Genomic DNA, 23,916 nt, shown 5'->3' with positions numbered 1-23,916 from the left:
AAAATAAACTATCATGGAAAAAAGAGAAATTGACCTTACTGTTTCCTGCTATGGAAAGGTGAAAGGAGTGAAGTATGACGTTGTCATCCTGCCTTGGGGAGCTACGGAGCCCCATAATCTGCATCTGCCTTATCTCACTGATTGTATTCTGCCGCATGACATTGCCGTAGACGCGGCTGCATTGGCTTTACAGAATTCCGGTGTACGCTGCATGGTGATGCCTCCCGTACCTTTCGGTGCACACAATCCGGGGCAGCGCGAACTTCCGTTCTGCATCCATACCCGCTATTCCACCCAGCAGGCCATTCTGGAAGACATAGTTGCCTCCCTCTATGCACAAGGCATGCGCAAGCTGATTATTCTCAGCGGTCATGGCGGCAACAACTTCAAGGGAATGATTCGTGACCTGGCGTTTGTGTATCCCGATTTTCTGATTATCGCTGCCGACTGGTTCAGCATCGTCCCTCCCAAAGACTACTTTGAGGCTGTTGTCGACGACCATGCCGGCGAGTCTGAGACTTCCGTCATGATGCATTACCATCCCGAGCTGGTGAATCTGGCTGAGGCCGGTGACGGAGAATCCCAACCGTTTGCTATTCCTTCCCTGAATGAAAAGGTGGGCTGGGCTCCCCGCCATTGGAATAAGGCTACAGTCGACAGCGGGGTAGGGAACCCCAAAAAAGCTTCTGCCGAGAAAGGAGAACGTTATATGAAACCGGTGGTGGAGAAGTTGTCGAAGCTCTTTACGGAAGTCGGTCAAGGAAGTCTGTATTGATGTACTTGGGGATATTCCGTAAATGTTCCTCTTTCTAATAAATTAAGAGAAAAGTTTTACTTTACGTGAGCTTTTCTCTTGATTATTTTCGTTGAACCTCCCCAGTTTTCTGTCTTTTCATAGAATATTATTTACATATTCTTATTTTTTCCTTTCCACCCATGCATTATGTACATGTCTTTTTTAGGGGAAGTTAAAACCTCTCCTCTTTTCCTGTTATTTTAGTCTGATTATGCAGCAGTTCTTTTTTTCTTTTCGACCTTTTCTATCATGCATACCGCATTGGCCGTATGTATCCCAAAGAAAATCCAAAGCATTTCCGTTTTCCTGTTTCTGGCTTTTATCCTGGCCAGTGAGTAATGTTGTTTCTGCGTTCCAAAGCTTCCTTCCAGCCGGGTAGCTCTTTCACGGCTGAGTTCCGACCGTAAGATCCTCCGAAGCGGCTCATCTTTGGCGGCTCTGCCCTTACGCTTGAAGGAAGTACTTATATGATATTTAGTACAAAATTTCCGGTTGGCATTATTGGCATAGATTGAATCCGCTGCAAGCGCCTTAACCCTAACCTTGGTCAGTTGTTGTTGCAGATGAATACAGTCTTTCAAACGTACTCCTTCGTTAAAAGCCTTAAAGGAGATATGTTCTATAAAGGAGATTCCATCTATCTGTATATTGTTGACCTTGGCTCCGAATTCAACGGATTTGGTTTCCTTGCCTCTGATAATGGGGCGAAGGTAATGCCGGTCGATACTCACGATACGGTCGGACACTTTTTGGCCTGCAAATAAATTCTTCCCTTGCTCAAGAACCGTCTGTATGACCGAGAATCGTCTTTGGTAATCAGAGGATAGTGTAAGCCTGTTCCCGTAGGATGAATGGATCCGCTCCAACTGGTCAAGCAACTTTTCCAACAACTGAAGTAGCCTGCGTGTAATCATACGGGTCTGTGATTTCCTGCGTTTACGCAGTTTACTGTAAACAAGGTAGGCACGGCTTACATCAAGATACTTGTTACGGGGACGTTGTATGTGCAATCTCCGGCAATGTTTGCACAGATGACGATGAAGCCATACGATACCTTCCCATAAGAGTTTGGTATCAGTAGGGAAACGCAGACGGCTTTCATAACAGGTGGTATCGGTCATACAGACATGAAGGTTCTCAAGATAAGGTTTCCAATGCCCGGCAAGAATAAGCTGGAGGGACTCAACATCAAGGCGATTCGTCAGGAACTGGCGGATCGCACTGACGATTTTAGGATTGGTCAGCGGATGAAGCGGATCAATCTGAACACCACAAAACAACTGGTAATGAATATTACCGTTTAAATGTTCAATCAGTTGTGCATCGGAAAAGTTGGTATAGGACTTCAGGACCATCAAGGCTATTTTACCTTCGGGAGAAAAATAACTTTTACGACCCAAAGGAGAAGACTTCAAATGCATTTGTCGGGCCAGTTCCGAGAAAGGGAATAGAGAATGGAGGCGACCTAATTCACTCGTTACAAAACTTTGACGATATTTTTTAAGCATATCGAACTCGGTAAAACCTAAACAAGGTTCGATTTCTGAAATTTTTTGTATCTTTACCATGTGTTTTTATTTTTAATTACCCCCGTTTTGGCCGTCAAACCGTTTTTGGGGGGAATGCTTAAAGATACAAAAAAGGCAACTAACTCATTGCAAGTTAGTTGCCTTAAATTTTATTATTTTAGGAATATCCCTATGTATTCTCCGGGCAGACAGGTGGAGGGTTACAGTATGCCCGAACGTACCCGACTCAGTGTTTCGGGGGTCATCAGCAGATAGGACGCAATATGCGACAAGGGAGCCCGCTTGATGACTTCGGGCTGATGTTCCATGAACTGGTTATAGCGCTCGCGTGCAGCCTCAAACCGCCAGGAGTCAGCCTTTATCTGTGAGACAATCAGGGAATATTCCAGAATCTTCCGATAGAACATGTTTATTTCCCATGAGATTTCGGTAAGTGTCAACAGCTTGTTGTATGGCAGCAGGTATACGACACTCGACTCGAGTGCCTCAATCATGAGGTGGGTGGGTTCCTGCTTCAGGGTACTTTCTATGCAGATGATGATGCAGCCTTCATAGGAAAAGTGTTCGGTGACGTCTTTGCCGTTTTTATAATAGAATTGGCGCAACATGCCTTTTCCTACAAATACGATATTATGGCTTATTTGCCCTTCATTGAGTAATAATGCGCCCTTTTCTACTTCCTTGCGAATGAGGATTTCCTCTATCAACCTTCTTCCCTCGGGAGCCATGTCCGGATAGCGGGAGTTGATAGCGGCATCTACGGTTTCTTTCAATAGTGCATCCATAAGACCATGATTTATTTGTTCAGTAAGTAAGGCCGGTAAAGTTCGGTCCGCTTCTGCTTTCGGGGAGCAAAGATAGGACTTTTGGAATTAAAAACAATTCCGGATGAAGCTTTTGTTTACCCATTTCATGCCATACCAGCGGCGGACGAAAATGAAGCCGCGGATATTCTCGTCCAACAGGAAGGCTACCCACATGCCGCAGATACCCCAGCCGAGGGGGAAACCGAAAAGGTATCCCACACCTACAGCTACACTCCACTGCACCACCAACCCTACGTAGAAGGGGTAATTGACATCTCCTGCCGCACGAAGGGCGTTGGTGGCGAAGATGTTGATGGGGCGGCCTATTTCGAGGAGTACATCTATGATAAGGATGGTGGCACCCATACGTATGATGTCGGGGTTGGACGTGAGCCAGCCAAAGATGGCATGCCCCGAAAGAGCGAGGATGCAGGACAGCATGACGGTAATCATGACGGATTTCTTCATGACGTATTTTCCCATAAGGAAGGCTGCGTGAGGTTTCTTCTCGCCTATCAGATGCCCGATACAGATGGCTCCGCCTTGTGCCATGGAGATGCTGAACAGATAAGCGAACATGATGATGTTGACACAATAGGTACGGGTGGCGAGCGCTTCCACTCCCAGCATGTTGATGAAGTAGGTGATGACGACTTGCGACGAGCTGTACGACAATTGTTCGCCGGCGGAGGGCAGGCCTACCTTCATCAGGTTCTTTAGTTCTATCCACGGAAAAGGGCGGAAGTATGCCGGTGGGAAACGGTGGATGTGCTTGCGGAACAGTATGACGAACAGTATAATCATGGAGACACCCCGGCTGAAGGCTGTGGAGATGGCGGCGCCTTCCACGCCCAGTTCCGGAAAGCCGAAGCGACCGAAGATGAGGGAGTAGTTGCCGATGATATTTAGGATATTGACTACGACGGTGACCATCATCGGGTAGATGGCCTTGTTGGCACTGCGCAGGGAGGCGGAGAGGGTGAGGGATAGTGCCTGGAAGAAGGCGAAAGCGCCTACGATACGCATATAGTCCATGCCGTCCTGCATCAGTTCAGCGGTGAGCCCCATCAGCCGGAGGATGGGATGGGCGCAGGAGAACAGTACCAGGCTGACCGTGATACCTACCGCCAGGTTGACGAGGATGGATACGCCGACTACTTGCACTACTTTCTTGTGTAGTTTCGCACCGAGATACTGGGAACACAGAACGGACGTTCCGAGGTTGATGACTTCGAAAACGAGGAAAGTGAGCATGATAATTTGGTTGACTACCCCTACGGCGGCAACACTGTTGTCCGAGTGGCGGCTCAGCATGATGGTGTCCACCGCACCGAGCATCATGATGAGAAGTGTCTCTATAAAAATGGGGGCGGCCAGCTTGGCAAGCCGCTTTTTCAGGCTTTCTTGTTGTATCATTGTCCGTGTATGTGCACTATACTTTAAAAATCGCGCAAAGATAAGGAAAGGTTGAAAAGGACGGTTTGATATGTATCAAATTTTTTTTCTTGTTTTAGGGTTTGAGTGTTAACGTGTTATCTCAAATTGTATGAAAACGGTGAAAAAAATATGTAGGAAAGATTTGCACAGTCCAAAAGTTTGCCCTACATTTGCACCGCATTTGAAAAGAATGCTGGTTATAAAAAAGGAAGTTTGGGTGAGTGGCTGAAACCACCAGTTTGCTAAACTGACGTACGGGTAACCGTACCGGGGGTTCGAATCCCCCAGCTTCCGCCAGATGCACTCTTAGCTCAGTTGGTAGAGCAACTGACTCTTAATCAGTGGGTCCAGGGTTCGAATCCCTGAGGGTGTACAAGACAAATGCGAGGGTGGGTTCATCTAACGGTTAGGATACATGCCTCTCACGCATGGTATACGAGTTCGATTCTCGTACCCACTACAACAAGAAAGCGGTTGACTGATGAAACGGTTAACCGCTTTTTGTTTTTCATTTTTCTGTTGTAATCCGAAAATAGTTTCTATATTTGCACCCGCTATGGCGAAATGTATATTCTATATCTTGTTAGGGTTGTTCCTCATATCGAAGTTCACTTCCGTTTCTGATGATATGGAGGGATGTAAGACACTCCCTACTGCGGATGTGCATTATTTCTCCGGAGCCCAGCACAGCTTGTCGGGGGCAGATGGCAGACAATGCCAGGAAAAAGGGGAGGACGCGAATTATAATTGCCTGGCAGATGCCGGTTGCATAGGAAATACCTTCTCATTACGGCATGCCTCTTGCTCGAAATTGTTGAGGCTTAATCCGGACTTCATTGCCGCCAAGGTTGCGAGAACCCTGAAAACTCTGCTCCCGGAAGAAAAGACAACTTCTTTCCCCTTTACTTTCCATCCCCATAAGATTTCATATAGATATTATGTATATACGCTGAGGCGTATTCTTATTTAGTACTTTCCCCTCCTCTCTTTCGGGAGCCGGAGAGATTGCCCGTCTCCCCATGCCGAGTTTTTCTCTATTTTTTAAGTACTGATAATCAATATATAATGGATTTTCTATTGGATTTTATTCTCCATATCGATCAGTATATGATTGATATAGTGCAGGAATATCATATGTGGGCGTATGCCATATTGTTTCTGATTATTTTCTGCGAAACGGGGCTGGTGGTCACACCTTTCCTGCCGGGCGATTCCCTGCTTTTTGTGGCGGGAGCTATTGCCGCACTGCCCGACATGCCTCTCGAGGTCAATGTGCTGGCTTTGATATTGTTTGTTGCCGCGGTATTGGGCGACTCTTGCAACTACATGATAGGGCATTTCTTCGGGCGAAGGCTCTTCAATAATCCCGATTCCAGAATATTCAAGCAAAACCATCTCGACAAGACCCATGAGTTCTATAAGAAGTATGGAGGCAAGACAATTATCATAGCTCGTTTTGTGCCTATCGTCCGTACGTTTGCGCCATTCGTGGCGGGGATGGGTAAGATGCATTACTATTACTTCATGCTGTACAACCTGATTGGGGGCGCCTGCTGGATTGCCATTTTCTGTTATGCGGGTTATTTCTTCGGTGACCTTCCGTTTGTACAAGAGAACCTCAAACTGCTGATTGTGGCCATTATTGTGGTTTCCATACTGCCGGCCGTGGTAGAAGTGCTGCGTGCAAGACTGAAACAACGAAAACAAAAATAAATTAATATACTTAGTACATTTATCCATTATGAAGAATTCTTTTTTTAGCCGGTTCACACCGAAAGAACCGAAATTCTTTCCTTTGCTGAAGCAATTGTCTGAGATTTTATTGTCCTCGTCGGCTCTGTTGATAGAAATATTGGGCCATGACTCGCCTGAGAAGAGGGCGGAAGATTATAAACGAATCAAAGATTTGGAGCGCGAGGGCGATAAGCTGACCAATCTGATTCTGGATGAACTGGGCACTACTTTCATTACTCCTTTTGACCGGGAGGATATCCATGACCTGGCTTCGGGCATGGATGATGTGATTGATGGAATAAACAGCTGTGCCAAGCGTATCACTATCTATAATCCGCATCCTATTTCGGACAAGGGGAAAGAGCTGGGACATATGGTTCAACAAGAAGCGGCCCTCATCGGCCAGGCCATGGATGAACTGGAGGCATTCCGCAAGAGTCCGGATAAGCTGCGCGCATATTGCAACCAGCTGCATGACATAGAAAACCGGGCAGATGATATTTATGAATTTTTCATCACCAGGCTTTTTGAAGAAGAGAAGGACTGCATTGAACTCATCAAAATCAAGGAGATTATGTATGAGTTGGAAAAAACGACGGACGCAGCCGAACACGTGGGCAAGATTTTGAGGAGCCTGATTGTGAAATACGCATAAACGAACGGACGCATGGAACTATTAGTGATTATCATTGTACTGGCTCTGATATTCGATTATATCAACGGTTTTCATGATGCGGCCAATTCTATTGCCACCATTGTGTCTACCAAAGTGCTTACACCGTTTCAGGCGGTGATATGGGCGGCTTTCTTCAATTTTGTGGCCTTTTTCATCGCCAAGTGTGTCATCGGCGGTTTCGGCATTGCCAACACCGTATCGAAAACGGTGATGGAGCCTTACATTACTTTGCCTATCATTCTGGCCGGCGTGATTGCGGCTATTGCCTGGAATCTGTTCACTTGGTGGAAGGGAATCCCTTCCTCTTCTTCGCACACGCTTATCGGAGGTTTTGCCGGAGCTGCCATCATGGCACACGGTTTTGAGGCCATCCAGTTGAGTATCATTCTGAAGATTGCGGCATTCATTTTTCTGGCTCCCTTGATTGGTATGGTGGTGGCATTTGGTTTTACGTTGTTGGTCTTGTACATTTGCCGCAGGGCGCATCCCCATACGGCCGAGGTGTGGTTCAAGAAACTGCAGCTGGTGTCTTCGGCTTTGTTCAGCATCGGGCACGGTCTGAATGATTCACAGAAGGTAATGGGTATCATTGCTGCGGCTATGATAGCCGGACATTCGGAAGGACTGGGAATGGGGATAAACAGTATTGATGACCTGCCGGACTGGGTGGCATTCTCTTGTTTTACGGCCATTTCACTCGGTACCATGTCCGGCGGGTGGAAGATTGTGAAGACCATGGGGACTAAGATTACGAAGGTGACGCCACTGGAAGGGGTGATTGCGGAAACTGCCGGTGCGTTTACGCTTTATCTGACGGAGTATCTGAAGATTCCGGTAAGTACGACACACACCATTACGGGAGCTATTATCGGAGTAGGGGCCACGAAGCGGCTTTCGGCTGTGCGTTGGGGAGTTACGAAGAGTCTGATGACCGCTTGGGTGCTGACTATCCCCGTCAGTGCTTTGCTGGCAGCAGGGATTTATTGTATCGTATCCCTTTTTTAGAAGTGCTGCCGCATAAAAAATAGACGGGTTCGTTTTATTTTGCATGAGGTTTGCACTATCTTTGCAGCCTGAAACTGTAAAATAGAATGCACATTGGACTGGCTATATAGTTTATTCGTCGAGCACTCCGCCTTGCAGGCGGTTGTGGTACTCTCACTGATTTCTGCTATCGGATTGGGATTGGGGAAGATACATGTTTGCGGCATTTCATTGGGAGTGACGTTTGTATTCTTTGCCGGCATCATTGCCGGGCATTTCGGGTTGTCCATAGACCCGCAGATGCTGAATTATGCGGAAAGCTTCGGGCTGGTGATATTTGTGTATGCTTTGGGTTTGCAGGTGGGACCGGGTTTTTTCAGCTCTTTCCGTAAAGGAGGGGTACAACTGAATATGCTCGCCACGGGTGTAGTGCTTATCGGCACCCTGCTGACTGTACTGGGCAGCTATGGGTTGGGGGTATCCCTGCCGGATATGGTGGGCATACTTTGCGGTGCCACGACAAACACACCGGCACTCGGTGCGGCACAGCAGACATTGAAACAGATGGGATTGGAGTCCAGTACCCCTGCTTTGGGGTGTGCGGTGGCATATCCGCTGGGGGTGGTAGGGGTCATTCTGGCCGTACTGTTCATCCGTAAGACGCTGGCGCATAAGGAAGACCTGGAATTGAAAGAGAAGGATGACGTGAACAAGCCTTACATTGTTGCGTTCCAGGTGCACAATCCTGCCATCTTCAACAAGAGTATCAAGGAAATAGGCGGGCTGAACAGCTATCCGAAGTTCGTGATTTCCCGCTTGTGGCGGGATGGGAATGTGAGTATTCCTACCTCGGAAAAGATTATAAAGGAAGGTGACCGCCTGCTGGTGATTACCTCGGAGAAAAATACGCCGGCTCTGACCGTGCTTTTCGGCGAGCAGGAGCATACTGATTGGAACAAGGAAGATATAGACTGGAATGCCATAGACAGCCAGTTGATTTCGCAACGTATCGTGGTGACGCGCCCGGAGTTGAACGGCAAGAAGCTGGGTTCTCTCCATCTGCGTAATCATTACGGTATCAATATCAGCCGGGTTTATCGTAGCGGCGTGCAGCTGCTGGCCACAGCGGAACTGACCTTGCAATTGGGTGACCGCCTGACCGTAGTGGGCGAAGCCGCTGCTATACAAAATGTGGAGAAGGTGCTGGGCAATGCTGTGAAAAGCCTGAAGGAACCGAACTTGGTGGCGGTATTTATCGGCATTGTCATCGGTCTGGCTTTGGGAGCAATTCCTATTTCCATTCCCGGCATCAGCGCTCCCGTGCGGCTCGGATTGGCAGGAGGCCCTATCATCGTAGGTATTCTTATCGGGACATTCGGTCCGAGGATGCACATGGTGACTTATACTACGCGCAGTGCGAACCTGATGCTCCGTGCATTGGGATTGTCTCTTTACCTGGCTTGCCTGGGACTGGATGCAGGTGTCCATTTCTTCGATACGGTATTCCGGCCGGAAGGGCTGTTATGGATTGCTACGGGTTTTGCGTTGACTGTGGTTCCGGTATTGATTATGGGTATCGTTACCTTCAAGTGGCTGAAGATAGATTTCGGAACAATGGCGGGTATGCTGTGCGGAAGCATGGCAAACCCCATGGCGCTGAACTACGCCAACGACACCATTCCGGGAGACAATCCGTCTGTAGCTTATGCTACGGTTTATCCGCTGTGCATGTTTCTACGGGTAATTATAGCCCAAGTGCTGCTCATGTTCTTCATTAATGGATAATGAAGAATGAGGGATATTATCAACTGTCAATTATCAACTATCAATTAAATAACTATGGGAAATATAACTCCGGAAAGTATTGTCAATGACTTGCGTTATTTGCAATTATTATCACGCAGTTTTCCTACCATTGCTGATGCCAGTACAGAAATCATCAATCTGGAGGCCATTCTGAATCTGCCGAAAGGTACAGAGCATTTTCTGACGGATATTCATGGCGAGTATGAGGCTTTTCAGCATGTGCTGAAGAATGCATCGGGGGCAGTGAAACGTAAGGTGAACGAAATATTCGGGCATACACTGCGCGAAAGTGAGAAGAAGGAAATCTGTACGTTAATTTATTATCCGGAAGAGAAGCTGCAACTTATCAAGGAGCAGGAAACGGACCTGGATGACTGGTATTTGATAACACTGAACCAGTTGGTAAAAGTATGCCAGAACGTTTCGTCCAAATATACCCGTTCGAAAGTACGCAAGGCACTTCCAGCAGAGTTCTCGTATATCATTCAAGAGCTGTTGCACGAATCGAGCATCGAACCTAACAAGCATGCCTATATCAATGTCATAATCAGTACCATTATCTCTACGAAGCGTGCGGATGATTTTATTGTGGCGATGTGCAACCTTATCCAGCGCTTGACCATCGACTCGCTGCATATCGTGGGCGATATATACGACCGCGGACCGGGTGCGCATATTATCATGGATACTCTCTGTGATTATCATAATTTCGACATCCAATGGGGTAACCACGATATTCTGTGGATGGGTGCCGCATCAGGTAATGATGCTTGTATAGCCAACGTAATCCGTATGTCGATGCGCTATGCCAATTTAGCAACGCTGGAGGATGGTTATGGCATCAATCTGTTGCCGCTTGCAACGTTTGCCATGGATACCTATGCGGATGACCCTTGCACCATCTTTGCGCCGAAAATGAACTTTGCCGATGCGGAATACAATGAGAAGACCTTGCGGCTGATTACACAGATGCACAAGGCGATTACGGTTATCCAGTTGAAACTGGAGGCGGAAATCATCAGCCGCCGTCCTGAGTTCGGTATGGAGAACCGGAAACTGCTGCATCTGGTGGATTTCGAGCGTGGTGTGTTTGTATACGAAGGCAAGGAATATCCGTTGCGCGATGTGAATTTCCCCACCGTAGACCCGGCGGACCCGTATCGTCTGTCGGACGAAGAGCGCGAACTGATGCACCGGATTCATTCTTCTTTCATGAACAGCGAGAAGATGAAGAAGCACATGCGCTGCTTGTTTACGTATGGCGGCATGTATCTGGTGTGCAACAGTAACCTGCTTTATCATGCTTCCGTGCCTCTGAATGCGGACGGCAGTTTTAAACATGTTCGCATCGGCCAAAAGGAATACTGGGGACGTAAGTTGCTGAAAAAGACCGACCAGCTGATACGTACCGCTTACTTTGACGAGGACGGTTCGGACGAGAAACAGTTTGCACTGGATTATGTCTGGTACATGTGGTGCGGACCGGATGCCCCTTCCTTCGATAAAGACAAGATGGCTACCTTTGAACGCTATTTTGTGGCCGACAAAACATTGCATAAGGAGACGAAAGGGCATTACTATGCTTTGCGCAACGAGGCTGAGGTGTGTGACCGCATTCTTGAAGAGTTCGGCGTGAAGCCGGGGCCACATTCGCATATCATCAACGGACATGTACCGGTAAAGACCATTAAAGGTGAGAAACCCATCAAAGCGGATGGTAAGCTGCTGGTGATTGACGGTGGTTTTTCAAAAGCCTATCAGCCGGAAACGGGAATTGCGGGATATACGCTGGTATATCATTCCCACGGCTTGCAGTTGGTGCAGCATGAGCCGTTCCAGAGCCGTCAGAAAGCCATTGAAGAAGGACAAGACATCAAGTCTACAACCCTGGTTGTCGAATTCAATTCGCAGCGTATGATGGTGAAGGATACGGATAAAGGAAGTGAACTCGTTACGCAGATTCAGGATTTGATGAAACTGCTGGTGGCGTATAGGACGGGGCTGATTAAGGAGAAACAATAATTTATAATTTCAGTATCGTCACCCCGCCCTCTACAATGATGCCTTTGTCATAGGTTTTCCCTTGGGTGTAGTAGCGGCTGCCGCCATAACCGCCGGTGAGGAATATGCCAAAGCGCTCGGTCAGGTGGTATTCCAGATTGACACGTGCCTGGAGGGCATAGAGACGTGCCGGAATGCCGTAGTCCTTGTTCTTGAAGGTTTCTATATGTTGGTATCCCAGATCTCCGCTGATGAACAGCTGTTTGTAGAGCGGTAATTCAAGACCGGCACGGTAGAAGAGGGCAGCGGAAAACTTATCGCCAAAATCCAGATAATGGGTACCGCCACCGAGGATGGTATAGAAGAGCCGGTTCTTGAAACGGGCACCTACATTCAGCTTGGTGGCATTACCACCGAAAAACATCAGTTGAACTTTTGTTTGGGGATTGGCATTGACTAATCCCAACTGGAAACCATCTAATTTTTCTTTGTAGTAGTTGAATAGACCTATTTGAAGCCCTTTGGCACGTATGGCCATATTGGCAGCGCCTATTTGTAATCCTCGGGCTGTACCACCCACCACATTGCCCAGGCCGGAAACCTGAACACCGGTCATATCTCCGGCGGTGATGTTGGTAAGGGCGGACATCTGCATGCCATTCAAGTCTTCACCGATTACACTTAGCAGGCCGGCCCCTGAAAATCCTTTGAAATTTCCACCGGAAATATTGGCGAGTCCGGCAAAGTGTATGCCGGAAGCACCTTCTCCGCTGATATTCAACAGGCCGCCTATGGAGGCGCCACGATTATAGTCCCCACTGATGTTTGCCAGACCGGAAATGATGACGCCTTGCGCATGGTTTCCGGTGATACCTACCAGTCCCGAAACGGATACTCCGATAAGGTTGTTGCCATTGATGTTGGTAATTCCTGCTATCTGCATGCCTCGCATGCTTCCCCCCACCATATTTGACAGACCTGCCATCTGTACACCGTTCACATCCCTGCCGGTTACACTGCCAAGAATATTCATGCCGAGGCCATTCAGACGGTTCATGGAGGAGAACACACCCAGATTGAAACAGGTGCTTCCTATGGTATCAGTCCGCTGTGTGGAGATGTTTTTCCATAAGGAGATATTGATACCTACCGGGCCATGGTCTGTTCGTGGAGAGCGTTGTTTCCGGAAAGATTTCTCGGAGGATTTCTGAATCGTATCCGGCTGTACGCTGCCCGGATTATGTTCTTGGGCAAGAGCTGTCCCTGCAAAAAGCAGGGACACGAGGAGGAGGGAAAGGTTTCGTTTCATACTTTTTTCTATATTTCGTCCGGCCAGGGAGCTGGTTGGCGGGTGGCACGCAACAGAGGGCGCTGCGCATCCACAGACCGGAGGTAATTACTTAATTTCCGTGACAACTCTTTGACAACTTCAGGCTTCTCTCGGGCCATATCATGTTTTTCACTGATGTCGGCGGGGATGTTGAAAAGTTCCCGTCTACCGTCACCGAAATAATACACCAGCTTCCACTCGCCCGAACGGATGGAGCAAGTGGCTCCGATGCCCGGGCCGGAAGGACCCCAGCTATTGGGATAATGCCAGTAGATATCACGGTCTTTCATTTTACCTTTTCCGGTGAGCAATGGCATGAAACTGATGCCGTCGCGTTGCTGTACGGTTGTATAGTTGTCTACGCCTGCCATCTCAAGGATAGTGGGGAAGAAGTCCTCTATCATCAGGTAATGGTCGCATTGGGTTTGGGGCGCTACGATGCCCGGCCAGCGGACAATCATCGGTTCACGTATGCCTCCTTCGTAGGCGGAACCTTTACCACTGTTGAGCGGATAGTTCTGGACATGCAGTTGTCCGGCGCGGGTATGGGCCGCCAAACCGCCATTGTCGGACATGAAGATGAGGATAGTGTTTTCCGTCAGGTTGTTCTTGTCCAAATAATCCATGATGTCTCCCAGACTTTTGTCCATACCCTCAATGAGAGTAGCATAGGCGGCTTCTACCGGAGGAAGGCCTTTGTCCAGGTACTTCTGGTAGAAACGCATGTCAGGTTGTATAGGGGTATGGATGGCATAGTGTGCCATGTATAGAAAGAATGGCTTGTCAGTCTGCTGTGCATCGTCCAGGGCCTTCATGGCCTCTATGGTAAGGGCTTCACTTAGGAAAGTGTCGGTTCCATGATATTTCTCCAGACCGGGTACGGCAGCCAGCGGGCTTTTACCGTCTGTTTTGTTACCGAAATTCTCCTTGCCATAGTAGCTGGCAGGTGAACCGGCAGCATGTCCGGCTATGTTCACTTCAAACCCCATTTTCAACGGGTCGGCTCCGGGAGTGCCTTCAGCACCAAAGTGGGCTTTTCCGCAATGAATGGTGTGATAGCCATGGTCTTTGAGCACTTCGGCCAGGGAGGTGACTTGTGTGGTCCGTTCCACGCCAGGCTCTTGACAAATGCCGTTAACGTTCCATTCCGGATAAATCATGACCGAGTCGGGTTGTTCATGGGTAGTGTTCTTACGGAGGGTCCAACTGGTGACTCGATGCCTGGCAGCATTCATTCCCGTAAAAAGGCTGACACGCGTAGGTGAACTGATGCTGCATGCATAGGCCTGCGTAAACATTTTGCCTTGTGTAGCCATCCGTTCCATGTTGGGAGTATGGTACGTATCGTTGTACTTGGTACGCTGTGTCCAAAAGGGGAGGGACGTGTCTTGCCATCCCATGTCATCCACTAGGAACAGAATGATGTTTGGCTGCTCTTTTGGAGCAGGTACGGCATCCCCAGGCGGCATGCCATACGCTTCTCCCGCCATTCCGCATATCGGAAGCATGGCGGATAATAATAATTCGTTTCTCATTTAGATAATAATTTAGAAAGGGTTAGATAGGTTGTAGTTTAATTGTTTTTTACATTATCCTTTGGCCTCCTGATACAAGAAGCGTTTGATAGATTTCTTCGGCGTTTTTTCAAATTCTTCAGGATAGATTTTCATTTTGAATATCTGGCTGTATGCGGGCAGTTCTGCATTCAGTGCCACACGGTTTTCCTCCATGACGCGTTCGATGTCGTCATTGTTCAGCCCATGGGCAAAGGCATCATCGAAGTCGGGGTAAACCAGACCTACCAGTTTCTCATTCTGCTGCACGATGATGCTTTCGGCTACATACGGCATATTGTTCAGTTTGTCTTCTATCTCTTCCGGGTAGATATTCTGACCGCTCGGACCAAGGAGCATGTTCTTGCTGCGTCCCTTGATGCTTACGTTGCCTTCGGCATCCATCAGGGCAAGGTCTCCGGTGTGCAGCCAGCCGTCTTTGTCGAGTACCTGTACGGTGGCCTCGTCGTTCTTGTAGTAACCCAGCATGACATTGGGACCACGGCAGACAATCTCTCCCGGAATGTTTTCGGGATCGGATGATAGGATTTTCACCTCCATACGCGGTGCGGCTTTTCCGCAAGAACCGGGTTTGAAGCGGGTCCAATCCTCGTAACAGATGATGGGGCCGCATTCCGTCATTCCATAGCCTACCGTATAGGGGAAATCTATCATCTTTAAGAACTGCTCCACTTCCTGGTTGAAGGCAGCTCCTCCTACAATGACTTCTGCAAAGTTTCCGCCAAAGGCTTGAATCATTTGTTCGCGTACGGTTGCTTTTATCTTGTCGTTAATGATGGGTACTTTCAGCAACAGCTTCATGGCGGGAGTTTCCAGCTTGGGCAGTACGCTCTTCTTTATAATCTTTTCGATAATGAGCGGAACAGCCACAATCAGGTTAGGCTTCACTTCGGTGAAAGCTTGGAAAATGATTTTGGGGCTGGGCATGCGAGTGAGGAAGAATATGTGGCAACCTACGGCGAATTCATACAGAAACTCGAATGCAAGTCCGTACATATGTGCCATTGGCAGCATGGAGACAATCTTGTCACCGGCTTTCAGCGGCAATACTTCGAAAGCAAAAGTAGTGTTTGACCAAAGGCTGCGGTAGGGCAGCATCACTCCTTTGGAGTAACTGGTGGTGCCGGATGTATAGTTGATGACCGCCAGTTCGTCGGGCTGGTCCTTGTGATAACTGACATGTTCCTTGCGGAAGTTCTTGGGGTATTTCTTACCGAACATTTCGTTGAGATGTTCGCGGGCATAGTCCAACTTTTCGCTGCGGGAGACAAGAATGTAGAAGTCTGCCATCATCATGATGCCCTCCAGCAACGGCATAGCACTTTCGTTGAGGTTTTCCCAAACCTGGTCGCCTACGAAAAGCAGTTTGGCTTCGGAATGGTTCACGATGTTGTGTACATTGTCTGCCTTGAACTCGTGAAGGATGGGGACGATTACCGCACCGTAGGTCAATGTTGCGAGGAACGTTACGCCCCAGTGGGAACTGTTGCGGCCACAGACGGCAATCTTATCGCCTTTCTTGATGCCGCTTGCCTCGAAAATGATATGCAGCTTTTCTATTTTGCGGGCTACGTCCTTATATTGTAGGGTTGCTCCCTTGTAATCGGTCAGAGCGTCTAAATCCCAATTTTCCTTTATGCTATTCTCTATATAGGCGATAAAACTTTGTTCCATGATATTTAATTGCACATTTGGTTGAAAATTGTGCAAATATAAGGGTTTATATATAGAAAGCAAACTTTTATAAGGAAAATAGTTTTTATGGTGGCTATTTGTTAAAATTCGACAGTTATACCTAAAGTAGGCAGGATAGTGCCGCTTTCCTGCTTGAGGTATTTCATTTTATAGCGCTGTTCGGCAACAGGAGCAGACGGATTTTCGATGATGCCCGTACTCATTATCACATCCGGCTGCTTCAGTTTGTTGCCGGTGATATTCTGTATGTCCAGATAGATTCCTATCATGCAGTGATGGAAGTAGAAGGACTTGTCCACACGCAAGTCTAACTGGGCAAAGTTGGGAAGCCGCCCGGTATTATAGTACGCATAGTCGTAGTAGGGCTGTCCTTTGGCATCCCATGCTTCTACGAGTGATGATTTGTCTTCATCATAGGGAGTGTAGGGGCTGCCGCCTATATAGCTTAGCTTGCCTCCTATGCTCCAGCGCCGGGGCAGGTTGTATGTACCGCTCATGTTGAGTATGAAACGGTTGTCCCAGGCAGATGGAATGAAGTCTCCATTTGAACGGTTGCGGTATTCGCTGCGGTATAAGGTGAAGGAGGATACGAGATTGAACTTGCCGGATGCCTGCCAGCGGAACATGGTTTCCAGTCCGTAGGCCCTGCCGCTGGCTGTAGGGACGAGTGCTTCGTTGCCGGTGACACCGTAATCGTTTCCTTTGCATGCCAACGGAATGTTGTCTTGGAGGGAAAGTGGCATACGGCTGTAACGCTTGAAGAAACCTTCTGCAGAAACCATGAACCGGTCTTGCAGGTGCCAGTCCACACCGAGGCTGCTTTCAAAGACCTGCATGTACTTCAGGTTTTTGTTGAGATATTGCCTTTCATTGTCTTTATATCCCAAAGCGGTGTAGGGAGGCAATTGGTGGTAGAGGCCGGTACTTCCGCTCAGGGTCCATTGTTCCGAGAGTTTGTAGGATGCAGAGAGGCGTGGGGAGAACTGTTTCCATAGCTGCCGCATCTTTCGGTTGTAAGTGTTGCCATCCATACGGATACCGGCAGAAAGGGCCAGACGCTTGTCGGCGGTGGTATAGTTGGAAGAGAAGAAAGCCCCCCAGCCGAAGATGTTGAGTGAGGTTTCGTAGATGGAAAGCGTACTCGAATGACTGCCGTATAGTCTTTGCCTGCTGTGGTTTGTATAGATGGAGTTGTTCAGTTCTGCTCCTTCTTTTAGGGTCCATGCTCCCAAGCGCGTTTGGTTTTCGAAACGCAGGGTGGTCTTTTGTTCTGTGGAGCGTAGGCGCAGGGTCAGGTTGTCTTCGGAAGAGTCATCGTTGTTGCGGTATTTCAGATTGCGGTTGTTCAGGTAGTTATGGCTCAGTATAAGGGATTGTACGTGCCTTCCATTGTAGTGTCTGTAAGAGGCTCCGAGAGTGAATGTTTCCTGATGGATAGTGGGGAGATAGCTGAGCAGATATTCGGCATCTTCTCCTTTTTCATCGGTATTCAGTTTCATCTTGTCAATGCCTGCAAGACCAAGCAGGGTCAGCTCGCTGTGCTCGTTGAAACGGGTTTTTGTTTTGAATTGTCCGTCAATGAAATTGGGCAGGAAGGGCAGTCCCAAAGCCTTGAACAAAAGTTGCAGGTAGGACTGGCGTGCGGAGAACAGATAAGTGGTGCGCTGCCCCAGATGGCCTGCTCCGCTGAGCGAGACTTCCGATGCGCCGATGGTGGCTTTGAACGCCTGCTTGTCCGGATTTCCGTCCTTGAGGCGGAAGTCGAGGACGGAACTCAAGGCTCCGGAGCGGTTGGCGGGGAAGGCGCCCGTATAAAATGTAATCTCGCGTATCAGGTCGGCATTGACAATACTTACCGGTCCTCCGGATGCACCCTGAGTGGCAAAGTGGTTGATGTTGGGGATTTCGATGCCATCCATATAAAAGCGGTTTTCGGAAGGAGAACCGCCCCGAACAATCAAGTCGTTGCGATAGCCGATGGGAGAGAAAGAGACGCCGGGATAGGAGCGTACGATGCGCGAAACATCCCGGTTGGCTCCGGGACTTTTCTCTATTTCCTGCAAGCCGATGATACGCATGCTGACCGGGCTTTCGATACTTCGCCGGAAGGGAGAAGGCACCACCACTACTGTGTTCAGCAGATTGGCATCCTCTTCCATCTCTATCTCGATGAACGGGGTTGAGGCTGAAACAATATATTCGGGGGTGGAAACAGTCTGGTATCCTATGCAGGATGCCTCAAGGCTATAGATGCCCGGAGGTACCTGCTCTGTCTTGAATGTGCCGAGTGAATCGGTGGATGCCCCTTTCCCGGGGATGCCGGCAACGAAAACGTTGGCGTAGGCCACGGGTTGTCTGGACTGTCTGTCGATGACTTTGCCGCGAACGGAATAGGTCACGGGAGCTATCATGGCATTCATGGTTGGGCTGATACCTGATAAAAGTATCAGCAATATAAACAATACAGTTCCCACCTTGTACCGTATGGCATTCATGGCTAATCAGACGTCACTAATTACTTTCCCAAGTACCATCGGTACATGCGTTGCACACCTTCCTCGATATCAATCTTATGATGCCATCCCAATGCATGTAACTTACCGGGATCGGTCAGTTTGCGCATGGTGCCGTCGGGTTTGGAAGTGTCGAAGGTCAACCGGCCCTGATAGCCTACGGTGTTGACAATCAGCTCTGCCAACTGGCGGATAGTGATTTCCTTGCCCGTACCGATATTGATGTGACAGTTGCGGATTTCCTTGTCGTCCGGCTCGAAGGTATCTTTGAAGTCGACGTGTTCCATGACGAAGACGCTGGCATCTGCCATCTCCTCGCTCCAGAGGAATTCGCGCAAGGGGGTGCCGGTACCCCATAATCTCACTTCTTCTTCGCTGATGCCGTATTTCCGGAGGATATTCAGAATGTCTTCTTTGCTGCTGTCGCCGTTGATGCCTTCCACCGGACGCAGGTTCATGTCGTGGCGTACGGCATCCCAGTCGCCTTGTTTCAGGCAGTGGGCGAGGTGTATCTTGCGTATCATGGCAGGGAGCACGTGGCTGCGTTCCAGGTCGAAGTTGTCGTTGGGACCGTAAAGGTTGGTGGGCATCACGGCAATGTAGTTCGTACCGTATTGAAGATTGAAGCTTTCGCACATTTTCAGTCCGGCTATTTTGGCGATGGCATAGGGCTCGTTCGTGTATTCCAGCGGAGAAGTGAGGAGTGCGTCTTCTTTCATCGGCTGTTCGGCATCACGGGGATAGATGCAGGTGCTGCCAAGAAAGAGAAGTTTTTTCACTCCGTGGCGGAAGCTTTCGCCGATGACGTTCTGTTGTATCTGCAGGTTCTTGTAGATGAAATCGGCACGGTAGATACTGTTGGCCATAATGCCACCCACAAAGGCGGCGGCAAGGAATACATATTCGGGCTGCTCCTCGTCGAAGAAGCGGCGTACGGCAACCCCGTCGAGCAAATCGAGTTCTTTGTGGGTCTTGCCGATGAGATTGGTGTATCCTTTCTCCTCAAGATTTTTCCAGATGGCAGAACCTACCAGTCCCCGGTGGCCTGCTACATATATTTTGGCATTTTTGTCTAACATTGTTGTCTGAAAGTTTAATAGTTCATTCAAAGCTCTTTGCTTCTTAAATACAGTTTCTTCACAAATTTCATGTCGTGCTCTGCCATGATGCGTACCAACTCTTCAAAACTGGTCTGCCTCGGATTCCATCCCAGCAGTGTTTTTGCTTTGGTGGGGTCGCCCAGCAATTGTTCCACTTCGGCAGGCCGGAAATATTTTGGGTCGACTTCCACGAGGACTTTTCCGGTCTGTGTGTCGATACCCTTCTCATCCACTCCCTGGCCTTCCCAGCGCAGAGTGATGCCTACCTCCCGAAATGCCAGTGTCGCAAATTCGCGTACGGTATGCATTTCTCCGGTGGCAATGACGAAGTCTTCGGGGGTGTCGTGCTGCAGGATGAGCCACATGCACTCGATGTAGTCTTTGGCATATCCCCAGTCGCGTCGGGCATCCAGATTGCCCAGATACAGCTTGTCCTGGAAGCCCTGGGCGATGCGGGCAGCCGCCAGTGTGATTTTTCTTGTCACGAAGGTTTCACCTCGGCGTTCGCTCTCGTGGTTGAAGAGTATGCCGTTTACAGCAAACATGCCATAGCTTTCGCGGTAGTTCTTTGTAATCCAAAAGCCATACTGTTTGGCTACGCCATAGGGGCTGCGGGGATAGAACGGGGTCGTTTCGCTTTGCGGCACTTCCTGCACTTTTCCGAAGAGCTCGGAAGTGGAGGCCTGGTAGATGCGTGTCTTCTTTTCCATACCGAGAATGCGTACGGCTTCGAGCATGCGCAGGGTGCCTACGGCATCGGTTTCGGCGGTATATTCGGGCACGTCGAAGGATACTTTGACATGGCTTTGGGCGGCAAGGTTATATATTTCGTCCGGCTGCACACTCTGGATGATACGGATGAGAGAGCTGGAGTCTGTCATGTCTCCATAGTGCAGGTTAATGGTACGTTTCTGTTTCATGTCGCGTACCCACTCATCGAAGTAGAGGTGTTCGATGCGGCCGGTGTTGAAAGAGGAAGAGCGGCGCAGGATACCGTGCACTTCATATCCTTTCTGCAGGAGGAATTCGGCAAGGAACGAGCCGTCCTGCCCGGTAATGCCGGAGATAAGGGCTTTCTTCATAATGTATGCTTCTTGTTATTATGTCTTTTCGGACTGCAATATTCGTTATTTTCCACGAGATGGCAAAATATAAACTATTTCTTTCCCATCACTTTGTCGATAATCAGTGCGATTGCCCCGTCGCCCGTCACATTGCAGGCAGTGCCGAAGCTATCCATCGCTATGTATAGCGCAATCATCAGTGCTTGTGCCGACTCGTCGAAGCCCAGCATGGATTGCAGGATGCCCAGTGATGCCATGATGGCGCCTCCCGGTACCCCGGGAGCGGCTACCATAGTGATGCCCAGCATGAAGATGAATCCTGCAAATAGAGGGAAATCATGGGGCATGCCTTGCATTATCATCAGTGCCAGGGCGCATGCCACAATCTTCAATGTGCTGCCCGACAGATGGATGGTGGCGCAAAGTGGGATGACGAATCCGGCAATATCGGCAGAGACGCCGTTCTTCCGACTTTGCTCCAATGTTACGGGGATAGTGGCGGCACTGGATTGAGTGCCTAGAGCCGTGAAGTAGGCAGGCATCATCCGTCCCAGTAGTTTGAGAGGGCTCTTGCGGACAAACAGTGCCGCAATGCTGTATTGGAATACCAGGAGAAAGATGTGAAGCAGGAAGATTACACCGATAATCTTAATAAAGACCATCAGGATGCCGAATACTTGTCCACTGTGCGTCATATTGAGGAAAATACCGAAAATATAGATGGGAAGCAGCGGCAATATCACTGCACTGATCATGCGGATGACAATCTCTTGAAAATCGCGTGCCGCATTTTTCAGTACCTCGCTTTTCAGATGAGCCAGGCCCAGCCCCAGTGTGAAGGCAAGTACGAGTGCGGTCATAACATTCATCAATGGCGGGATGCCCACGGAAAAATAGGGAAGAATACCTTGAGATTCACTGACTTCTTCTAACGGCACCCCGGTTTCTATGAGGGAAGGAAATACCGCCACACCGGTGAAGTAGGAGAGAAAGCCGGAGAATAGGGTAGCTCCGTAAGCAATGAGCGCTGTGAAGACCAGCATCCGTCCGGCTCCTTTGCCGATGTCGGCAATGGCAATCGTGACTAGCCCCACAATGATGAGGGGGATGGAGAAGTTCAGGAATTCACTGAAAATGGCATTGAATGTTACGAACAGCCGTACCAGCGAAGCCGGTAGGAAATTTCCGAAAAGTATACCTAAGATAATGGCAATGATGATGCGTGGCAATAGTCCGATGTGGAAGTTCTTCATGAGCATTGGTTTTCTGTCTGGTTGAAAAATAGGCTTTCGCTGACAAAAGTACTATTTTATTTTCGTAATTCATACGAACAAATGCTGTTAGCATTTTGTTTCCATATAAAGACAAAATTTACATGAATATGAAGAATTTAAATAAAACAGACATTGGACTTATCGGTCTGGCAGTTATGGGCGAGAATTTGGCCCTCAATATGGCAGATAAGGGATGGAATGTTTCGGTATATAATCGTACGGTTCCGGGAGTGGAAGAAGGGGTGGTGGAGCGTTTTGTGAACGGCCGCGCCAAAGGGAAAAAAATTGAAGGCTATACAGATATAGCCGAATTTGTAACTTCCATTGCCATACCCCGCAAAATAATGATGATGGTTCGTGCCGGCAGTGCGGTGGATGAACTGATGGAACAGCTGTTTCCCCATTTGTCCGAAGGGGATATCCTGATTGACGGTGGTAATTCCAATTATGAGGACACCAACCGGCGTGTGGCATTGGCCGAAAAGAAAGGCTTCCGTTTTGTGGGAGCTGGAGTTTCCGGTGGAGAGGAAGGAGCGCTGAACGGCGCGTCTATCATGCCCGGAGGCTCTGAAAGTGCCTGGCCTGAGGTGAAGCCTATCCTGCAGAGTATTGCGGCAAAAGCATCTGACGGTACCCCGTGCTGCCAGTGGATTGGTCCTGCCGGTTCCGGTCATTTCGTCAAGATGATACATAACGGTATCGAATATGGAGATATGCAGCTTATTGCCGAAGCTTATTGGGTGATGAAGAATCTGCTTGGTCTGGACAATGGACAGATGGCGGAAATCTTTGCTGATTGGAATGAGGGTAAGTTGCGTAGCTATCTCATTGAAATTACCGCCAACATACTGCGTCATAAGGACAAATCAGGAGGTTACCTGATAGATAAGATATTGGATACCGCCGGACAGAAAGGTACGGGCAAGTGGTCCGTTATCAATGCGATGGAGCTGGGCATGCCGTTGGGGCTGATTGCTACGGCTGTGTTCGAACGTAGTTTGTCGGCACAGAAGGGCTTGCGTGAAACGGCTTCCAAGCAATTTGTATGCCGACGCTCGCAGGCGGTGTACAACAAGTCGGAGATGGTGAAGGATATCTATTCCGCACTCTATGCTTCCAAATTAGTGTCATATGCTCAGGGATTCGCCGTGTTGCAGCGTGCATCCGACGCTTTTGCCTGGAACCTCGATTTGGCATCCATCGCACGCATGTGGCGGGGCGGCTGCATCATCCGTAGTATTTTCCTGAACGACATAGCTACGGCTTTCGAGGCAAAAGACAAGCCCAAACATCTGCTGTTGGCTCCTTATTTCAAAAATGAAATGCAGCTGTTGCTTTCCGGCTGGAAACATCTGGTGGCACAATCCATGAAAGAGGAACTTCCGGTGCCTGCATTCTCGTCCGCCTTGAATTATTTCTATTCGCTGGTGTCTGCCAAGTTGCCTGCCAATATGATTCAGGCGCAACGTGACTATTTTGGTGCGCATACCTTTGAAAGGACAGACGAGTTGCGTGGACAGTTTTTCCATGAAAATTGGACGGGACACGGAGGAGATACGAAATCGGGTACGTACAATGTGTGAGAAAGGGGGAGAAG

General features: G+C 48.8%; 18 protein-coding genes and 3 tRNA genes. 11 read left to right on the top strand and 10 right to left on the bottom strand.

All coding sequences use genetic code 11. From position 1 onward, the window contains the following. Positions 1-13: 13 nt before the first annotated feature. Positions 14-775: a creatininase family protein gene (locus DWX62_RS09675; RefSeq protein ID WP_009036862.1), complete on the top strand. Its 762-nt coding sequence runs from the start codon at positions 14-16 to the stop codon at positions 773-775. A 230-nt stretch (positions 776-1,005) separates the two neighbouring features. Here DWX62_RS09675 and DWX62_RS09670 read toward each other — a convergent pair whose 3' ends face one another. The 3 genes from DWX62_RS09670 to DWX62_RS09660 form a co-directional block, all read right to left on the bottom strand. After that, entirely contained in the window at positions 1,006-2,364 is a 1,359-nt protein-coding gene (locus DWX62_RS09670) for a transposase (protein WP_009036863.1), read from the bottom strand. Between the two features lie 161 nt (positions 2,365-2,525). After that, the gene (locus DWX62_RS09665) at positions 2,526-3,110 is read right to left on the bottom strand and encodes a cyclic nucleotide-binding domain-containing protein (protein WP_120172783.1); all 585 of its coding nucleotides are present in this window, start codon (positions 3,108-3,110) and stop codon (positions 2,526-2,528) included. 87 nt (positions 3,111-3,197) lie between these two features. Then, positions 3,198-4,547 carry an MATE family efflux transporter gene (locus DWX62_RS09660; RefSeq protein ID WP_009036865.1) on the bottom strand — a complete coding sequence of 450 codons (1,350 nt, stop codon included), beginning with the start codon at positions 4,545-4,547 and terminating at the stop codon, positions 3,198-3,200. Positions 4,548-4,775: 228 nt separating this feature from the next. On the opposite strand from DWX62_RS09660, the gene DWX62_RS09655 reads away from it, so the two are divergent. The 9 genes from DWX62_RS09655 to DWX62_RS09615 all read left to right on the top strand — a co-directional run bounded on the left by DWX62_RS09655 (position 4,776) and on the right by DWX62_RS09615 (position 11,790). Then, a tRNA-Ser gene (locus DWX62_RS09655) sits at positions 4,776-4,865 on the top strand. Between the two features lie 3 nt (positions 4,866-4,868). Next, positions 4,869-4,941, top strand: a tRNA-Lys gene (locus tag DWX62_RS09650). Between the two features lie 15 nt (positions 4,942-4,956). Beyond that, positions 4,957-5,028: transfer RNA gene (locus DWX62_RS09645), tRNA-Glu, on the top strand. 96 nt (positions 5,029-5,124) lie between these two features. Further along, positions 5,125-5,538 (top strand): hypothetical protein, encoded by a 414-nt coding sequence (locus DWX62_RS09640; protein ID WP_005828038.1) that lies wholly within the window; start codon positions 5,125-5,127, stop codon positions 5,536-5,538. 95 nt (positions 5,539-5,633) lie between these two features. Further along, a complete protein-coding gene (locus tag DWX62_RS09635; protein ID WP_009036866.1) occupies positions 5,634-6,281 on the top strand; it encodes a DedA family protein in 648 nt (215 codons plus the stop codon). 28 nt (positions 6,282-6,309) lie between these two features. Then, positions 6,310-6,957: a DUF47 family protein gene (locus DWX62_RS09630; RefSeq protein WP_005828040.1), complete on the top strand. Its 648-nt coding sequence runs from the start codon at positions 6,310-6,312 to the stop codon at positions 6,955-6,957. 12 nt (positions 6,958-6,969) lie between these two features. Next, positions 6,970-7,983, top strand: a complete 1,014-nt coding sequence (locus DWX62_RS09625) for an inorganic phosphate transporter (protein ID WP_005828041.1) — start codon at positions 6,970-6,972, stop codon at positions 7,981-7,983. Between the two features lie 93 nt (positions 7,984-8,076). Continuing rightward, the gene (locus DWX62_RS09620) at positions 8,077-9,747 is read left to right on the top strand and encodes a putative transporter (protein WP_120172782.1); all 1,671 of its coding nucleotides are present in this window, start codon (positions 8,077-8,079) and stop codon (positions 9,745-9,747) included. Between the two features lie 54 nt (positions 9,748-9,801). Continuing rightward, positions 9,802-11,790: a fructose-1,6-bisphosphatase gene (locus tag DWX62_RS09615; RefSeq protein ID WP_005828043.1), complete on the top strand. Its 1,989-nt coding sequence runs from the start codon at positions 9,802-9,804 to the stop codon at positions 11,788-11,790. Between the two features lies 1 nt (position 11,791). Here DWX62_RS09615 and DWX62_RS09610 read toward each other — a convergent pair whose 3' ends face one another. From DWX62_RS09610 to DWX62_RS09580, 7 genes are all read right to left on the bottom strand, one after another. Next, on the bottom strand, positions 11,792-13,078 hold the full coding sequence (locus tag DWX62_RS09610; RefSeq protein ID WP_008663090.1) for a hypothetical protein: 1,287 nt from the start codon (positions 13,076-13,078) through the stop codon (positions 11,792-11,794). Positions 13,079-13,086: 8 nt separating this feature from the next. Then, positions 13,087-14,634: a sulfatase gene (locus DWX62_RS09605; protein WP_005828045.1), complete on the bottom strand. Its 1,548-nt coding sequence runs from the start codon at positions 14,632-14,634 to the stop codon at positions 13,087-13,089. A gap of 54 nt (positions 14,635-14,688) precedes the next feature. Next, positions 14,689-16,347 carry a long-chain fatty acid--CoA ligase gene (locus tag DWX62_RS09600; RefSeq protein ID WP_035448166.1) on the bottom strand — a complete coding sequence of 553 codons (1,659 nt, stop codon included), beginning with the start codon at positions 16,345-16,347 and terminating at the stop codon, positions 14,689-14,691. Positions 16,348-16,448: 101 nt separating this feature from the next. Next, positions 16,449-18,863: a TonB-dependent receptor gene (locus tag DWX62_RS09595; RefSeq protein ID WP_120172781.1), complete on the bottom strand. Its 2,415-nt coding sequence runs from the start codon at positions 18,861-18,863 to the stop codon at positions 16,449-16,451. A 20-nt stretch (positions 18,864-18,883) separates the two neighbouring features. After that, a complete protein-coding gene (locus DWX62_RS09590; RefSeq protein WP_120172780.1) occupies positions 18,884-19,960 on the bottom strand; it encodes a GDP-L-fucose synthase in 1,077 nt (358 codons plus the stop codon). A 26-nt stretch (positions 19,961-19,986) separates the two neighbouring features. Further along, positions 19,987-21,063 carry a GDP-mannose 4,6-dehydratase gene (gene gmd / locus DWX62_RS09585; RefSeq protein WP_005828049.1) on the bottom strand — a complete coding sequence of 359 codons (1,077 nt, stop codon included), beginning with the start codon at positions 21,061-21,063 and terminating at the stop codon, positions 19,987-19,989. Positions 21,064-21,137: 74 nt separating this feature from the next. Next, positions 21,138-22,298: a dicarboxylate/amino acid:cation symporter gene (locus DWX62_RS09580; protein ID WP_120172815.1), complete on the bottom strand. Its 1,161-nt coding sequence runs from the start codon at positions 22,296-22,298 to the stop codon at positions 21,138-21,140. Positions 22,299-22,426: 128 nt separating this feature from the next. On the opposite strand from DWX62_RS09580, the gene gnd reads away from it, so the two are divergent. Beyond that, a complete protein-coding gene (gene gnd / locus DWX62_RS09575; RefSeq protein WP_034523384.1) occupies positions 22,427-23,902 on the top strand; it encodes a decarboxylating NADP(+)-dependent phosphogluconate dehydrogenase in 1,476 nt (491 codons plus the stop codon). Positions 23,903-23,916 lie beyond the last annotated feature (14 nt).

It is taken from the genome of Bacteroides sp. AF20-13LB (assembly GCF_003603065.1).
Taxonomy (GTDB): domain Bacteria; phylum Bacteroidota; class Bacteroidia; order Bacteroidales; family Bacteroidaceae; genus Bacteroides; species Bacteroides uniformis.
This window is presented reverse-complemented; position numbering and strand designations above follow the sequence as displayed.

Coding starts and splice junctions, on each gene's coding strand:
- DWX62_RS09675 (WP_009036862.1), top strand. CDS start 14: ATGGAAAAAAGAGAAATTGACCTTACTGTTTCCTGCTATGGAAAGGTG.
- DWX62_RS09670 (WP_009036863.1), bottom strand. CDS start 2,364: ATGGTAAAGATACAAAAAATTTCAGAAATCGAACCTTGTTTAGGTTTT.
- DWX62_RS09665 (WP_120172783.1), bottom strand. CDS start 3,110: ATGGATGCACTATTGAAAGAAACCGTAGATGCCGCTATCAACTCCCGC.
- DWX62_RS09660 (WP_009036865.1), bottom strand. CDS start 4,547: ATGATACAACAAGAAAGCCTGAAAAAGCGGCTTGCCAAGCTGGCCGCC.
- DWX62_RS09640 (WP_005828038.1), top strand. CDS start 5,125: ATGGCGAAATGTATATTCTATATCTTGTTAGGGTTGTTCCTCATATCG.
- DWX62_RS09635 (WP_009036866.1), top strand. CDS start 5,634: ATGGATTTTCTATTGGATTTTATTCTCCATATCGATCAGTATATGATT.
- DWX62_RS09630 (WP_005828040.1), top strand. CDS start 6,310: ATGAAGAATTCTTTTTTTAGCCGGTTCACACCGAAAGAACCGAAATTC.
- DWX62_RS09625 (WP_005828041.1), top strand. CDS start 6,970: ATGGAACTATTAGTGATTATCATTGTACTGGCTCTGATATTCGATTAT.
- DWX62_RS09615 (WP_005828043.1), top strand. CDS start 9,802: ATGGGAAATATAACTCCGGAAAGTATTGTCAATGACTTGCGTTATTTG.
- DWX62_RS09610 (WP_008663090.1), bottom strand. CDS start 13,078: ATGAAACGAAACCTTTCCCTCCTCCTCGTGTCCCTGCTTTTTGCAGGG.
- DWX62_RS09605 (WP_005828045.1), bottom strand. CDS start 14,634: ATGAGAAACGAATTATTATTATCCGCCATGCTTCCGATATGCGGAATG.
- DWX62_RS09600 (WP_035448166.1), bottom strand. CDS start 16,347: ATGGAACAAAGTTTTATCGCCTATATAGAGAATAGCATAAAGGAAAAT.
- DWX62_RS09595 (WP_120172781.1), bottom strand. CDS start 18,863: ATGAATGCCATACGGTACAAGGTGGGAACTGTATTGTTTATATTGCTG.
- DWX62_RS09590 (WP_120172780.1), bottom strand. CDS start 19,960: ATGTTAGACAAAAATGCCAAAATATATGTAGCAGGCCACCGGGGACTG.
- gmd (WP_005828049.1), bottom strand. CDS start 21,063: ATGAAGAAAGCCCTTATCTCCGGCATTACCGGGCAGGACGGCTCGTTC.
- DWX62_RS09580 (WP_120172815.1), bottom strand. CDS start 22,298: ATGAAGAACTTCCACATCGGACTATTGCCACGCATCATCATTGCCATT.
- gnd (WP_034523384.1), top strand. CDS start 22,427: ATGAAGAATTTAAATAAAACAGACATTGGACTTATCGGTCTGGCAGTT.